This window comes from Actinoplanes sp. NPDC051859 (genome assembly GCF_044452725.1).
GTDB lineage: Bacteria > Actinomycetota > Actinomycetes > Mycobacteriales > Micromonosporaceae > Actinoplanes.
The window spans coordinates 210,021-224,057 of sequence record NZ_JBITBX010000006.1 but is presented as its reverse complement, the minus strand read 5'-3'; the positions used below and the strand labels follow the sequence as shown (position 1 = coordinate 224,057).

The 14,037-nt window shown below is 69.7% G+C and carries 12 protein-coding genes; 2 read left to right on the top strand and 10 right to left on the bottom strand.

What is annotated here, in order from left to right:
- The first annotated feature begins 1 nt into the window (after position 1).
- Positions 2 to 1,336 carry a TolB family protein gene (locus ACIA1L_RS17710; RefSeq protein WP_396073783.1) on the top strand — a complete coding sequence of 445 codons (1,335 nt, stop codon included), beginning with the start codon at positions 2 to 4 and terminating at the stop codon, positions 1,334 to 1,336.
- Positions 1,337 to 1,342: 6 nt separating this feature from the next.
- Here the strand turns inward: ACIA1L_RS17710 and topA are convergent, their stop codons facing one another.
- From topA to ACIA1L_RS17680, 6 genes are all read right to left on the bottom strand, one after another.
- Entirely contained in the window at positions 1,343 to 4,168 is a 2,826-nt protein-coding gene (topA, locus tag ACIA1L_RS17705; protein WP_396073782.1) for a type I DNA topoisomerase, read from the bottom strand.
- A gap of 200 nt (positions 4,169 to 4,368) precedes the next feature.
- Positions 4,369 to 5,199 carry a hypothetical protein gene (locus ACIA1L_RS17700; RefSeq protein ID WP_396073781.1) on the bottom strand — a complete coding sequence of 277 codons (831 nt, stop codon included), beginning with the start codon at positions 5,197 to 5,199 and terminating at the stop codon, positions 4,369 to 4,371.
- A complete protein-coding gene (locus tag ACIA1L_RS17695; RefSeq protein WP_396073780.1) occupies positions 5,190 to 5,720 on the bottom strand; it encodes a hypothetical protein in 531 nt (176 codons plus the stop codon). Before ACIA1L_RS17695 ends, ACIA1L_RS17700 begins: the two co-directional genes overlap by 10 nt.
- A gap of 74 nt (positions 5,721 to 5,794) precedes the next feature.
- Complete coding sequence (locus tag ACIA1L_RS17690; protein WP_396073779.1) at positions 5,795 to 8,161, bottom strand: sodium-translocating pyrophosphatase; 2,367 nt, start codon at positions 8,159 to 8,161, stop codon at positions 5,795 to 5,797.
- A gap of 686 nt (positions 8,162 to 8,847) precedes the next feature.
- Positions 8,848 to 9,288: an ATP-binding protein gene (locus tag ACIA1L_RS17685; RefSeq protein ID WP_396073778.1), complete on the bottom strand. Its 441-nt coding sequence runs from the start codon at positions 9,286 to 9,288 to the stop codon at positions 8,848 to 8,850.
- Positions 9,285 to 9,656, bottom strand: a complete 372-nt coding sequence (locus tag ACIA1L_RS17680; protein ID WP_396073777.1) for an STAS domain-containing protein — start codon at positions 9,654 to 9,656, stop codon at positions 9,285 to 9,287. Before ACIA1L_RS17680 ends, ACIA1L_RS17685 begins: the two co-directional genes overlap by 4 nt.
- Before the next feature lie 141 nt (positions 9,657 to 9,797).
- On the opposite strand from ACIA1L_RS17680, the gene ACIA1L_RS17675 reads away from it, so the two are divergent.
- Positions 9,798 to 12,236 (top strand): DEAD/DEAH box helicase, encoded by a 2,439-nt coding sequence (locus ACIA1L_RS17675; protein ID WP_396073776.1) that lies wholly within the window; start codon positions 9,798 to 9,800, stop codon positions 12,234 to 12,236.
- On the opposite strand, the gene ACIA1L_RS17670 is transcribed toward ACIA1L_RS17675, so the two are convergent.
- From ACIA1L_RS17670 to ACIA1L_RS17655, 4 genes are all read right to left on the bottom strand, one after another.
- On the bottom strand, positions 12,194 to 12,565 hold the full coding sequence (locus ACIA1L_RS17670) for an Rv3654c family TadE-like protein (RefSeq protein ID WP_396073775.1): 372 nt from the start codon (positions 12,563 to 12,565) through the stop codon (positions 12,194 to 12,196). The genes ACIA1L_RS17675 and ACIA1L_RS17670 overlap by 43 nt on opposite strands.
- 17 nt (positions 12,566 to 12,582) lie before the next feature.
- Complete coding sequence (locus tag ACIA1L_RS17665; protein ID WP_396073774.1) at positions 12,583 to 12,981, bottom strand: TadE family type IV pilus minor pilin; 399 nt, start codon at positions 12,979 to 12,981, stop codon at positions 12,583 to 12,585.
- Positions 12,978 to 13,154, bottom strand: a complete 177-nt coding sequence (locus ACIA1L_RS17660) for a DUF4244 domain-containing protein (protein ID WP_396073773.1) — start codon at positions 13,152 to 13,154, stop codon at positions 12,978 to 12,980. The genes ACIA1L_RS17665 and ACIA1L_RS17660 overlap by 4 nt, the downstream gene beginning before the upstream one ends.
- Before the next feature lie 88 nt (positions 13,155 to 13,242).
- Positions 13,243 to 13,902, bottom strand: a complete 660-nt coding sequence (locus tag ACIA1L_RS17655) for a type II secretion system F family protein (RefSeq protein ID WP_396074076.1) — start codon at positions 13,900 to 13,902, stop codon at positions 13,243 to 13,245.
- Positions 13,903 to 14,037: the final 135 nt, after the last annotated feature.

Below are 14,037 nucleotides of genomic sequence, written 5' to 3'. Positions count from 1 at the left end.
GATGAAATTCGATAATTGGGCACGGCGGGCGGTTCCCGCCGGCGTCGCGTTGACGGTTCTGGCGACGGCGGTTCCGGCCGCCGCCGCCGAGGCGCCGACCGAGCTGATCAGCATCGCCAGCTCCGGCGCCCAAGGCGCCGGACACGGGATCAAGTACACGCTGCCGCAGGTCAGTGGAGACGGCCGGTTCGTGGCATTCCGCTCGGCCGCCACGGACATCGTGCCGGGCGATGGCAACGGCACGACGGATATCTTCCTGCGGGACCGGTCGTTCAAGGAGACGACGCTGGTCAGCGTGGCCAGCAACGGCCGGCAGGCGAACGGCTGGAGCGATGGCGCCACGCTCAACGCGGACGGCCGCTACGTCGCCTTCCGCTCGGCGGCGGACAACCTGACACCCGGCGGCGACACCAACGACGTCCCCGACATCTTCGTCCGGGACCGGGTCTCGGAACGGACCACCATGGTCAGCCGGCCGGCGGCGGGCGGCCAGGCGAACGACCAGAGCATCGACCCGTCGATCAGTGCGGACGGCCGGTTCATCGCGTTCACCTCGTTGGCCGACAACCTCGTGCCCGGCGACGCCAACCTGTCCGACGTCTTCGTCCGCGACATGCAGACGGGCACAGTGACCCTGGCGAGCGTGTCGAACACCGGGGAGCAAGCCAACGGGAACGCCGGTGAGCCGAAGATCAGCGCAGACGGCCGCTATGTGACCTTCCGGTCCCGGGCGACGAACCTGGTTGCCGGCGACACCAACGGCCGCCTGGACGTCTTCGTCCGCGACCTGCAGGCCGGCACCACCACCCGGGTCAACGTGGCGACCGGAGGCGCGCAGAGCAAGGCAGAGGCCACTGTGTCGAGTGCCGTCATGGCTGGCCGCTACGTCACGTTCTGGTCCGACGCGGACGACCTGGTCCCCGAGGACACGAACAAGGCGGGCGATGTATTCGTCCGGGACCTGCAGGACGGCACCACCAGCCGGGTCAGCGTCTCGAGCACCGGCGGGCAGAGCGAGTCGGAAAGCTGGTCACCGGTGATCAGCGGGGACGGCCGCTACGTGGCGTTCGTCTCGGCCGCGCGGAACCTGGGCGGTCATGACTGGGGCCGCCCGATGAGCCGGCTCTACGTGCACGACCGGCTGACGGGTGCCACGCGGCAGGGCAACCTCACCAACAGCGGCGCCCCCGCCAACGGCGCGGACCGCAGCCCCGCGATCAGCGCCGACGGCAGCACGGTCGTGTACGAGTCCGGCTCGACCAACCTCGTCGACGGCTACGTCGCCAACAGCTGGAACGCTTTCAGCACCCGGATCTCCGCCATCACCGGGAGCTGAACACCGCTATTCGGAGGAGGCCGTCGCCTTGGCAGGGGCGGCCTTCTTCGCGGCGGCCTTGCGCGGCGCCGCTTTCTTGGCCGGGGTCGCCTTCTTCGCCGCGGTCGTCTTCTTGGCCGGGGCCTTCTTGGCGGCTGCCTTCTTCGCCGGCTCGGCCCCGTCGGCGGCCTTCTTGGCCGGAGCCTTCTTCGCCGCCGCCTTCTTCTTCGGAGCCGGGCCCTTGGCGCGCTTCTCCGCGAGCATCTCGGACGCCTGCGCGACCGTCAGCTCCTCGGGCGTCTGATCCCGGCGCAGCGACGCGTTGTATTCGCCGTCCGTCACGTACGGCCCAAACCGGCCGTCCTTGATCACCATCGGCTTGTCGGTGACCGGGTCCGGGCCCATCTCGCGCAGCGGCGGCTTGGCGGCCCCACGCTGCCGGGTCTTCGGGGCGGCCAGCAACGCCAGCGCCTCGTCGAGCGTGATGGTGAACAGCTGCTCCTCGCCCTGCAACGACCGCGAGTCGGTGCCGCGCTGGACATAGGGGCCGAACTTGCCGTTCTTGGCGACGATCTCCGCGCCCTCGGCGTCCTTGCCCACCACGCGCGGCAGGCTCAGCAACTGCAGCGCCTGCTCCAGCGTCAGCGTCTCGGGCGACTGGGTGCGGAAGAGCGAGGAACGACGATCACCACTTTCCACGTACGGGCCGAAGCGCCCGGACTTGAGCACCACGGCCCCACCGGTGGCCGGGTCGTCGCCGAGACTGCGCTCGCCGCCACCGCCGAGGAACAGCTCGTTGACCTTCTCCGGGGTCAGCTCGTCCGGGGCGATGCCGTCCGGCAACGACGCCCGGTCGTTCGGCGACTCCTCGGCACCCTCGGGCTGCTGACGCTGCAGGTACGGCCCGTAGCGGCCGACCCGTACCACGATGAGCTTGCCGTCCTCGTCGTCGAACAGCGGGATCGAGTTGATCGACCGCGCATCGATAGCGCCCAGGTTCTCGGTGACCAGCTTGCGCAGGCCGCCCGCCTTGGCGATGGCGTCGTCCGGGTCGGCGTTCTGGCTGCCGAAGTAGAACGACGTGAGGAAGTCCAAGGAGGCGTTCTCGCCCCCGGCGATGCCGTCGAGGTCGGTCTCCATCGCGGCAGTGAAGTTGTAGTCGACCAGGCGCGGGTAGTGCTGCTCCATCAGGCCGACCACCGCGAAGGCGATGAAAGTCGGGATCAGCGCCTGGCCGCGCTTCTCCACGTACCCGCGGTCCTGGATGGTCTGCATGATCGCCGCGTAGGTGGAGGGCCGGCCGATGCCCAGCTCTTCCATGGCCTTGACCAGCGACGCCTCGGTGTAGCGCGACGGCGGGCTGGTGTGGTGACCGGCCGCGGCCAGCTCCTCCGCGGTGAGCGGCTGGTCCTTGACCAGGTTGGGCAGCCGGCGCTCGGCGTCCTCGGCCTCGGCGTTCTCGTCGTCGGACGACTCGACGTAGGCGCGCAGGAACCCCGGGTCGGTGATGGTCTTACCGGTCGCGGCGAAGTCCGCCTCTTCCTGCGCGGTGGAGACCGCCCGGATACGCACGGAGATCGAGTTTCCGACCGCGTCGGTCATCTGGGAGGCGACCGTACGCCGCCAGATCAGCTCGTAGAGCCGGAACTCCTCACCGGACAGCTCGTTTGCCAGCTCGCCCGGCGCCCGGAAGACGTCTCCGGCGGGCCGGATCGCCTCGTGCGCCTCCTGCGCGTTCTTGACCTTGCCGGTGTAGCGGCGGGGCTCCGGCGGGACGCTGCGCTCGCCGTACAGCTCGGCGATCTGCCGGCGGGCGGCCGCGATGGCCGTCTCCGACAGGTTCACCGAGTCGGTACGCATATAAGTGATGTAGCCGTTCTCGTACAGCCGCTGGGCGGTCCGCATCGTCTGCGCGGAGGACATCCGCAGCTTGCGCGCGGCCTCCTGCTGCAACGTCGAGGTGATGAACGGCGCGTACGGCCGCCGCCGGTACGGCTTCTCCTCGACCTTGGTGACCTTGAACGGCTGCCCCTCCAGACGGGCGGCCAGCCCGCGGGCGCCGTCGCCGTCCAGGTGCACGACGGAGGCGCCGGGCTTGAGCTGGCCGGTGGTCGCCTCGAAGTCCTTGCCGGTGGCGATCCGGTCGCCGCCTAACGCGATCAGCGTCGCCGAGAACGAGCGGGTTCCCTCGTCCTTGCCCTGAATGGCGAGCAGCGCGTTGATGTCCCAGTACTCCGCGGAGCGGAAGGCCATCCGCTGGCGCTCCCGCTCGACCACGATCCGGGTGGCGACGGACTGGACCCGGCCCGCCGAGAGCTTCGGCATGACCTTCTTCCACAGCACCGGGCTGACCTCGTAGCCGTACAGCCGGTCCAGGATGCGTCGGGCCTCCTGCGCGTCGACCAGGTCCTTGTCGATTTCCCGCGGGTTGGCGACCGCGGCCTGGATGGCCGGCTTGGTGATCTCGTGGAAGACCATCCGCTTGACCGGGACCTTGGGCTTGATCGTCTCGACCAGGTGCCAGGCGATAGCCTCGCCCTCGCGGTCCTCATCGGTGGCGAGGAAGATCTCGTCGACTTCCTTGGCGAGCTGCTTCAGCTTGGCGATCTGCTGCTTGCGGTCGGCGGAGACCACGTAGAGCGGGCTGAAGCCGTTGTCCACGTCGACGCCGAGCCGCGCCCACGACTCACCCTTGTACCTCTCGGGGACCTCGTCGGCGTTCTTCGGCAGGTCGCGGACATGACCGAAGGAGGCCTCGACGAAATAGTCGGGCCCCAGGTAGCCGGCGATCGTCTTGGCCTTCGACGGTGACTCGACGATGACCAGACGGGTCGTCCTGGCGTTGCTCGGCACGGCACTCCCCAACTTCGGACTCACTCGGCAGCGACCCGTCGCGGACGACAGGCACGCGGACGTTCAACGTAACGCGCCGGACCAGCTCTCATTACCCGGGCACACAGATGTCGGATGGTAACGGCCCGGCCACCGCACGCATCTGACGGCGCCACCGTACACCGGGAACATAGCGCCGTGTCGCACACAATCGGTGAAGATCACGCAGCGGCGCCGCCCGGCCACAGCCGTTCGGGTGCCGCGACGGGCCGTTCGCCGATCAGCTCGGCGAGTCGCGCAAGACGCCTCCGACCTGCAATCACGTACGCCGGACCGGCTTGAATCGTGCCCATCAGACCGACGTGTGTCAATGCGTCGTGCACCGGGTCGGCAAGAGCCCGGTCGGGATCCAGACCCAGAGCGTAACCCTCCGCACGCGGCGCTCCCGCCGCTGCCACCCACAGTCGCAACCGCGACCCGTCGAGAAAGATCCGGCCGTCCGGCGGCGGCCAGCTCCGCGCCAACCCGTTCAACCGGCTGCTGTACGCCGTCCCGACTTCGAACCCCGCCGGCAGCACCTCTGCCTCGGCGCCGCCAGCCGCTCCCGCACCTTCCGGCTGTTCTTCCTCCAGTGGTGCTGCTTCCGCCGCTGGCCCACCCTCCGTCGACGGCGCTTCTTCCTGCTCTCCTTCCGGTGGTGTCGCTGCCGGATGCGCTTCGTGGATCGGGCGCCAGTTGACCACCAGGCCTCGGCTGACCAGTTCGCTGACCAGGACGTGCACCCGCCAGGCCGCGTCGACTCGGACGGAGACTCGGGCCGTACCCCCGATGCGGCCCAGCCGTCCCGGGCCCGCCAGCAAACCGACCAGGTCAGCCAGCGAGGGGTCGACAGCCTCGACCCCGAAGACCGAAAGCTGGCGCCCTGCCGGACCGGCCGCGGTCACGCGCTGGAGCCGCGCGCGACCGGACCGGCCCGAGGCGGGCTCGACCGGCGCGGGCAGGATTTCGCGCGGAATCAGCGGCCACCCCGGCTCCGCCATGGTCAGCGGCATTCCGGGACCGCGTCGAACGCCTTCTGCAGCTCCACCGACGACAGATTGCTGGTGTCGAGCTCGCTGGCCTTGTACTCGGTGTTGAGCGTGTCCACCACCGTGCCGACCCGCGCGTAGAAGTCCTTCGCCGGGCTGGTCGCGAGGCCCTCGATGCCGGTCTTGGCCTTACCGTAGGCGTCGCGCATCGCGCTCAGTGACGCAGTGAAGCCGTCCGCTACCCGCTTGCCCTCGTCGACGTCGGGCACCCCGGCGTCCTGCACTCCGGCCCGCGCCTTCTCGCTCGCTGACTCGGCGCCGCCGAACAGCCGCATCAGATTCTCCTTCGCCTGGGCGGGAGTCGTCGCGGCGGTCATCTGCTGCTGGGTGCGGGTGGTGAGCGTGCCTATCTCACTGCGCCAGGGCGTGAGCACCTTGCAGACCGACGCGGCCCAAGCGCTCGGTGCCGGGCCGCTGGAACAAGCACCCAGAGTTACCACGAGGGAGCAGACGACGAGTAAGGGGATGGTGCGGGCCGTGCGCATGGATTGCAGCGTACGGCCAACGCAGGGCGGAAGGCACCCGGCGAGTGCCGGGTGCCTTCCGCGACCACTTCGGATCAGGCGCTGACGCGCGTTGGAGCCGGCTTCTCGGCGGGGGTGTCCTCGCCCATGGAGATCGGCTTGCGCTTGCTCCAGACCACTGCGCCGACGATCAACAGCGACGCGACGACCGCGATGCCGACCCGCAGCGGGGTGTTCTGCTCGGTGCCCACGCTCCAGGCCACCACCGCCGGGGCGATGAGCAGCGACACCAGGTTCATCACCTTGAGCAGCGGGTTGATGGCCGGGCCGGCGGTGTCCTTGAACGGGTCACCGACCGTGTCACCGATGACCGTGGCGGCGTGCGAGTCGGAACCCTTGCCGCCGTGCGCGCCGTCCTCGACCAGCTTCTTGGCGTTGTCCCAGGCACCACCGGAGTTGGCGAGGAACACCGCCATCAGCGTGCCCGCGCCGATCGCCCCGGCCAGGTAGGACGCCAGCGCGCCCGCGCCGAGACCGAAACCGACCGCGATCGGCGCCATGATGGCCAGCAGGCCCGGGGTGAGCAGCTCGCGCTGGGCGTCCCGGGTGCAGATGTCGACCACCCGGCCGTACTCGGGCCGCTGGGTGCGGTCCATGATGCCGGGGAACTCGCGGAACTGGCGGCGTACCTCCATCACGACAGCGCCCGCCGAGCGGGACACGGCGTTGATCGCCAGACCGGAGAAGAGGAAGACCACCGCGGCGCCGATCAGCAGGCCGACCAGGTTGCGCGGGTTGGAGATGTTCAGCAGGCCGAGAATCTCGCCCTGGATCCTGTCCGCGGCGATGCCGGCATCGGCCAGCGACGCCGACAGCGTGTTCGTGTACGACCCGAACAGTGCCGTGGCGGCGAGCACGGCCGTCGCAATCGCGATGCCCTTGGTGATCGCCTTCGTCGTGTTGCCGACCGCGTCCAGCTCGGTCAGGATCTGCGCGCCACGCTCGTCCACGTCACCGGACATCTCGGCGATGCCCTGCGCGTTGTCCGAGATCGGGCCGAACGTGTCCATCGCGACGATGACGCCGACCGTGGTCAGCAGGCCAGTGCCGGCCAGCGCCACCGCGAACAGCGACAGCGTGATGGACGAACCGCCGAGCAGGAACGCCCCGAACACACCGGCGCCGATCAGCAGCGCCGAGTAGACGGCCGACTCGAGGCCGACGCTGATGCCGGCCAGCACGACCGTGGCCGCACCGGTCTGCGAGGACTTGCCGATGTCCTGCACCGGACGCCGCTCGACCTCGGTGAAGTAGCCGGTCAGCGCCTGGATGGCGGCGGCGAGCACGATGCCGATCGCGACAGCGCCGATCGCGACCCACTGCGGGTTCTGACCGCTCGCGAGAACTCCGGCGTCCAGGTTCGCGTCCTGGAAACCGGCGAAGGTCTCCGGCAGGTACATGAAGCTCACGACCGCCACGCTGACCGCCGCCAGCGCTGCCGAGATGTAGAACGCCCGGTTGATAGCGGTCAGGCCGTTGCGGTCCGAGGCGCGCAGCCGGGTGATGAAGACACCGACGATGGCGATGACGACACCGATCGTCGAGACGATCAGCGGGAAGACCAAACCGTCCTGGCCGAACGCCGCCGAACCCAGGATCAACGCCGCGACCAGCGTGACCGCGTACGACTCGAACAGGTCGGCGGCCATCCCGGCGCAGTCGCCGACGTTGTCACCCACGTTGTCCGCGATCGTCGCCGCGTTGCGCGGGTCATCCTCGGGAATGCCCTGCTCCACCTTGCCGACCAGGTCAGCGCCGACGTCCGCGGCCTTGGTGAAGATGCCGCCACCGACCCGCATGAACATGGCGAGCAGCGCGGCACCGAAGCCGAAGCCCTCGAGCACGGTAGGCGCGTCGGCCCGGTAGATCCACACGACCAGCGCGGCGCCGAACAGGCCCAGGCCGACGGTGAGGAAGCCGACCACGCCACCGGTGCGGAACGCGATGCCCATGGCCTTCTCGCGACCACCGGTCTCCCCGGCCGCCGCAGCCACCCGCAGGTTCGCCCGGGTAGCCAACGCCATCCCAGCGCCGCCGATGAACGAGCTGAAGACGGCGCCCACGATGAAGAACAGCGACCGGCCGATCTTCACAGTGGTCTCGTTGTCGCCGGAACCGTGCACGGGAAGCAGGAACAGCAGCACCACTGCGATGACGACGAAGATCGCCAGAGTCTTGAACTGCCGGAACAGATAGGCCGAGGCGCCTTCCTGCACCGCGCCAGCGATCTCCTGCATGTTGGTGGTGCCGCGCCCGGCCTTCAGCACGGACTGCACGAACATGGCGGCGAACGCCAACGCGACCAGCGCGAAGACGACCGCAACGATGATGAATGAGACGTTCTCACTACTGAGGGACACCCCGCCGCTCTCCGCGGCGAGGCTCATGGAGCTCCCGGACATCAATGTCCTCCTGTACGACACCGACCGAACCCGGCAGTGGACGGGACCGCCGGGCGCATCCCCGCGAACGGGGAAGACGACAGACCTGGTTCCGCGGACGCGACACCAGGGAGGAGTAGCTGATTACCGGCGTACTGTAGCGGCAGGACGTGGCAATGGTCACACCTGTGTCCGGCCGTGTCGTGGTGATGTTTACCGCTGTGTTAGCAGTTGGCATCGATAGCGGTAAACGTCTAGGCTTCCCGCCAGCGACCTGCGGTTTCCCCGGCCGCCCGCCGCCTGCTGTCCATTTTGTGCCGCGGAGAGTGCGGCACTTCCGTGCGCCCCACGCCCCGCATCGACCCTGACCTTGGGTGATTGCGCCTTGACGTCAGGTCACGGACTTCTCGTGTCGATCAACGCCGGAACCGGCCCCGCGCAACGGGCAGAGCGTCATCCATCCGGGGCTCACAAAGCCGGACGCGAGGAGAACCTTGATCTCCGACGCCGCGTCTCCCGGAATAGCACCGGCCCGGGGAATAGCGGTTCGGTAGGCCGCTTGTCCGGCACAGGGATCCGTAATGGCTACGGGCGATGCACGGGCCGCAGCGCAGGGCCATTCGGCGCGGCGCAGGGCCATTCGGCGCGGCGCAGGGCCATTCGGCGCGGCGCAGGGCCATTCGGCGCGGCGCAGTCCTACCGCGTGGTCAGCGGCGGGCGACCGGCCACACCATGCGGACCTCGGTGCCGGCCCCGTCGTCCACGGGGCGGACTTGGAGATCGTCGACAAAGCCGGCGAGCAGGGCGAAACCGACGCCGGTGGTCAGCGCCTCATCAGTGAGCGACTCGTCGGCGAGTTCGTCCGGGGGCAGCTTGGCCAGGCCGACGCTCGCTTCAATGGGCGCCCGGTCGATCACCCGCACCGTGTACATGTCCGAGTCGGACATCTCCACCATCACCAGGTCGGGCAGGCCGTACTGGTTGTGCAGGGCCACTGCCCGCGTGCACGCCTCGCCGATGGCTAGCCGAACCTCGTCCAGCAGATCCTCGGCAACTCCCGCGCGCCGGGCCACCGCCACGCCGACCAGCCGCGCCGTCCGTACGTGCACCGGAGCCGGCGAGAAAGACAGCCGTACCGTGGCCATCACGCTGCTGGGGGGTTGTCGTCGCGATCGCCGGACGGGGTCGAAGTGGCCGCCTCGACTGAGGAGTGGATCGGAAACACCTGGTCGAGCGCGGTGATCCGGAAAATCTTCAGCAGCGGTTCCTTGGCACAGACCAGACCGAACGTCCCGTGCGCCGCCCGCAACCGCTTCAGGGCACCGACCAGCACGCCGAGGCCGGTGGAGTCGAGGAAGTCGACCCGGCCAAGGTCCACGACCACATGCCGAGAACCGCCGTCGACCAGCTCGACCAGACGCTCCCGCAACCGCGGCGCGGTATACACGTCGACTTCACCGCCAACGTCGAGCACCGTGTGCTCGCCGACGGTCCGCGTCGTCAGCGAAAGCTCCATCGGTCCCCCTCCCTCTGGGCAAGCCCTCAGGCAGCCGATCTCCCCAGCGAATCTAACCACCGACTGTCATCCCCCGACGCGTGGGCACCCACCGTCGTACCCGTTTGGGGTTCGGGCCATACCGATGTCAGAGTGCAGAACGTGACCACGACAGTCCCGGGCATTCCGGCCGCGCGCAGCGCGATCGAAGCCCTCGGACCCGCGGAACTGCTGCATCGCCTGCGGGTGCTGCGGTCGTCCGTCGAGGACTCCCCCATCACCCACGTCGAGTGCGTAGCGGCACGAGTCGGGCGTACCACGCCGTGGCCGTCCTGGGTGCCGCAGGCGCTGCGCGAAGCGTACGGCTTCCAGCCCTGGGAACACCAGGCCGCGGCGGCGTCACTCGCCCACGCCGGTCAGCATGTGGTGCTGGCTACGGGTACGGCCTCTGGCAAGTCGCTCGCGTACCAAATGCCGGCCTTGAGCAGCCTCCTGGCTGACCCCCGGGCCCGGGTGCTGTACCTCTCTCCCACCAAGGCACTCGCCGCGGATCAGCTTCGCGCCCTCGTTCGGCTGGGGATCGACGGCGTCCGCCCCGCCACCTACGACGGCGACACCCCGCGCGAGGAACGCGAATGGGTCCGCCAGCACTCCCGTTTCGTGCTCACCAACCCCGACATGCTCCACCATGCGCTGCTGCCCGGCCACGCCCGCTGGGGCCCCTTCCTGCGCCGCCTCACGTACGTGGTGATCGACGAATGCCACACCTACCGAGGCGTCTTCGGCTCCCACGTTGCCCACGTCCTGCGCCGGCTCCGCCGCCTGTCCACCCAGTACGGCAGCACCCCCACGTTCGTCCTGGCATCCGCCACCTCAGGCGACCCCGCCGATGCAGCCACCCGCCTCACCGGCCTTCCGGTAGTAGCCGTCACCGACGACGCCTCCCCACGCGGCGCGGTGACCTTCGCCCTGTGGGAACCTCCACTTCTTCCTCCGGAGACCCCGAGCCAGGTCCCCACCCAACGCCCCACCCCAGCACCAGCCGCTGTCCCCGCCACCTCGGCCGCGTTTGACGGCGTGGGGGACGGGCGGGCGCGGCGGTCCGCGCTGAGTGAGACTGCAGACCTGTTGGCGGATGCGGTCGTGGCGGGTACGCGGACGTTGGCATTCGTCCGCTCGCGGCGCGGCGCGGAGGTGGTCGCGGCGCTGGCTCGGCGGGCGCTGGAAGAGGCGGTGCCCGGGTTGGGTGACCGGGTGGCGGCGTACCGGGCGGGATATCTGAAGGAGGACCGCCGCGCGCTGGAGCAGGCGCTGTTGACCGGGGAGTTGCTGGCGTTGGCGTCGACGAATGCACTGGAACTCGGCGTGGACCTGGTCGGTCTCGATGCGGTGCTGATCTGCGGATATCCCGGCACCCGGGCCTCGCTGTGGCAGCAGGCGGGGCGGGCGGGCCGGGCGGGCGGCGAGGCCCTCGCGGTGCTCGTGGCCCGCGACGATCCGCTTGACACTTACTTGGTGCACCACCCGGATGCGCTGTTCGGCCGCCCGGTGGAGGCGACGGTTCTGGATCCGGCCAACCCGTACGTCCTGGGGCCACAGCTGTGTTGCGCGGCTGCGGAGGCTCCCTTGCGCCCCGCCGATCTGCCACTCTTCGGTCCCACGGCGCAGATCGCGGTGGATGCTCTCGTCAGCTCTGGTGCCCTGCGGAAGCGCCCCACGGGCTGGTACTGGACCCACCAGGGCCGCCCGGATGTCGACCTGCGGGGTACGGGCGGCACGCCGGTCGCCGTGGTCGAGGCGGCGACGGGACGGCTCCTCGGCACGGTGGATCGGGGCTCCTCGCACGTCATGCTTCATCCCGGAGCGGTGTACCTGCACCAGGGGACCTCCTATGTGGTCGAAGCGCTGGATCTGGACGACGCGGTCGCTCTGGTGCACGCGGAGGAACCGGACTGGTCCACGCACGCCCGCGACGTGACGGACCTGTCAGTGGTGTCAGTCCGCGAGTACGTGGACGCGGGCCCGGTCGGCTTGTTCCTCGGCGAGGTGGATGTGACCAGCCAGGTGGTCTCCTACCAGCGCCGCCGCATCGGCTCGGGTGAGGTCATCGACACTCGGCCGCTCGACCTTCCGGCCCGTGAGCTCCGCACGGTGGCGGTCTGGTTCACAATCTCGTCGAAGGCTCTGCTGGCCGCCGGAGTGGAACCGGGCGATGTCCCCGGCGCGCTGCATGCTGCGGAACACGCGGCGATCGGGCTCCTGCCGCTGGTGGCGACCTGCGACCGCTGGGATATCGGTGGGCTGTCGACCGCAGACCACGCAGACACCGATTGCCCGACCGTGTTCGTTTACGACGGGCATCCGGGCGGTGCGGGCTTCGCGGAACGCGCTTACGCCACGGCCGAGGAGTGGCTCCGGGCGACCCGCGAGGCAATCGCGTCCTGCGGGTGCGACACCGGCTGCCCCTCCTGCGTGCAGTCCCCCAAGTGCGGAAACGGCAACAATCCCCTGCATAAGCGGAAGTCGATCGCGGTTCTCGACGCCGTCCTCGCGGCGCTTCATCCGCGGATCGGCCCGGCCCGGGCGGCCGCCGAGGCGTAGGTCGTCAGGTGCGGCATCGGGGTGACGACCGTCTCGGTCTGGACCACGACGTCCAGGCCTTCGAGGCGGCATGCGGTCAGCCGGGCGCCGTTGGCGGCTACGAGCTCAGCGGCTCGCAGGCATGCGGCTTCCTGACCTTCGATTGCTCGTAGGGCACCCGCGAGTGCACCGAGGTCGGCAGCTGTACGCGCCTCGTGCCGGCCGTTCCTCGCCGCTCCCACGGCCGCGCCGCCTAGACCCCCGGCGACGAGGACAAGCCCGACTGCGAGGACAAAGATCGATGCAGCTCCGCGATCACCATCTCGTGCCCGCAGCAGTCGACGCTGCATTGATGAGGTGAACATAGTCATGGACTGCTCACCGGTTCCCGGGCGGCTACCGCTTCCGCGCGTACGGTGATCATCGGCAGGTGGCCGCCCAGGATCGGGACCGGCACGCGAACCGTGACGGTCACCGTGTCGGCGGTTTCCGTAGTGTCGATCCGTGCCGCTGGTCCGGCGATTCGGGCTGCCGTCTCGGCGGCGCCCGGGGTGCCTCGGGCAGCCGCGATGGCACCTTCTCGTGCGGCATCCTCGCTTCTGCCTTGGGCGGTCATAGCGCCGACCGCGGTGAGGCCGGCAAAAAGCAGAAGCATGAGCGCCGGCAGCCCGGCCGCCAGCTCAGCGGTGAACGCCCCCCGGTCGCCGGCCGCAAGGACGCCGCGCAGGCCGGGAGCTAGGCGACCGGGCTGTCGGCGCGGTCTCACTTCAGAGCCTCGTTGATGACGCCAGCCAGGGCCTGCTGAACGCTGGAGCTGGTGAGGACCTTCAAGAGCAAGCCGGCGAACGCAACGGCGGCCAGGGTTCCTACCGCGTATTCGGCGGTGTTCATTCCTTCATCCGTGCGCGAACCGGTCAGGCGAGCGACGAGTCGATGCATGAGAACTCCTTGATGGGTGGGTGGCACAGGGCATCGCCGGGAACGGCGATCGACACCGGCCGCCGGGGCCGGCGAGCTGGTGGCGGGCTCAGAGAACCTCGCGGAGGACAGCGATCAGGACGGGGGCCAGGCCGGCCAGCAGGAAGGCGGGGAGGAAACACAGACCGAGCGGCAGGACGATCAGGGTGCCGGCGCGCTGGGCGGCTGCCTCGGCGGCGATGGTCCGGTCGGCGCGGAGATCGCCGGCGATGCGGGTGAGTGCCCCGGCCAGGGCGCTGCCGCTGGCGCTTGATCGGACTGCCGCCGTGATCAGCCGTGCCGCGCCTCGGCTGTCGGCGAGGTGACTCCATGCTTCCGGCGGGTCGGCACCGAGCCGCAAGGACCGTCCGACGCGGTCGAGACGCTCGCCCAGTGGCCCGCCAAGCGCCTCCGCGACGGCACGGACCGCATGATCGACCGGAGCGCCCGCACGCAACGCGGCGGCGAGGAGGTCCGCGGCAAGCGGCAGGTCGGCTTCGATCCGGGCCCGTACGGCGCGGACGGCGGCCGGTTCCTGCGTGCGCAACCAGCGGTCGAGCCCATAGGCGAGCAGCAGCCCGGGCAGGACCGCCCACCACTGACCGACGTACCAGGTGACGGTGGTCAGACAGAAGGCGGCGACGGCGATGCGCTTGATCATCTGAGGACCGCCGCCGGCACATCGGCTTCCGCTGGTGTCTGGGACCGCAAGTCCGCGCGCAGCGGACAGGGCGGCTGAGCCGACGGAGCGGCAGGTCGCGTCGAGCCGTAGGCGTGAAGCAGGATCGTCACGCAGCAGGGATGCAGGGGGATCTGCACCGGCCCACCGCTGCGGATGATCGACTGAGCGCCGCAGGGAAAGGTG

What these genes read in the sequence shown, in the direction of transcription:
- ACIA1L_RS17710 (WP_396073783.1), top strand. Translation starts at nt 2, where the DNA reads ATGAAATTCGATAATTGGGCACGGCGGGCGGTTCCCGCCGGCGTCGCG.
- ACIA1L_RS17700 (WP_396073781.1), bottom strand. Translation starts at nt 5,199, where the DNA reads ATGCCGCTGACCATGGCGGAGCCGGGGTGGCCGCTGATTCCGCGCGAA.
- ACIA1L_RS17695 (WP_396073780.1), bottom strand. Translation starts at nt 5,720, where the DNA reads ATGCGCACGGCCCGCACCATCCCCTTACTCGTCGTCTGCTCCCTCGTG.
- ACIA1L_RS17690 (WP_396073779.1), bottom strand. Translation starts at nt 8,161, where the DNA reads ATGTCCGGGAGCTCCATGAGCCTCGCCGCGGAGAGCGGCGGGGTGTCC.
- ACIA1L_RS17680 (WP_396073777.1), bottom strand. Translation starts at nt 9,656, where the DNA reads ATGGAGCTTTCGCTGACGACGCGGACCGTCGGCGAGCACACGGTGCTC.
- ACIA1L_RS17670 (WP_396073775.1), bottom strand. Translation starts at nt 12,565, where the DNA reads ATGCAGCGTCGACTGCTGCGGGCACGAGATGGTGATCGCGGAGCTGCA.
- ACIA1L_RS17660 (WP_396073773.1), bottom strand. Translation starts at nt 13,154, where the DNA reads ATGCATCGACTCGTCGCTCGCCTGACCGGTTCGCGCACGGATGAAGGA.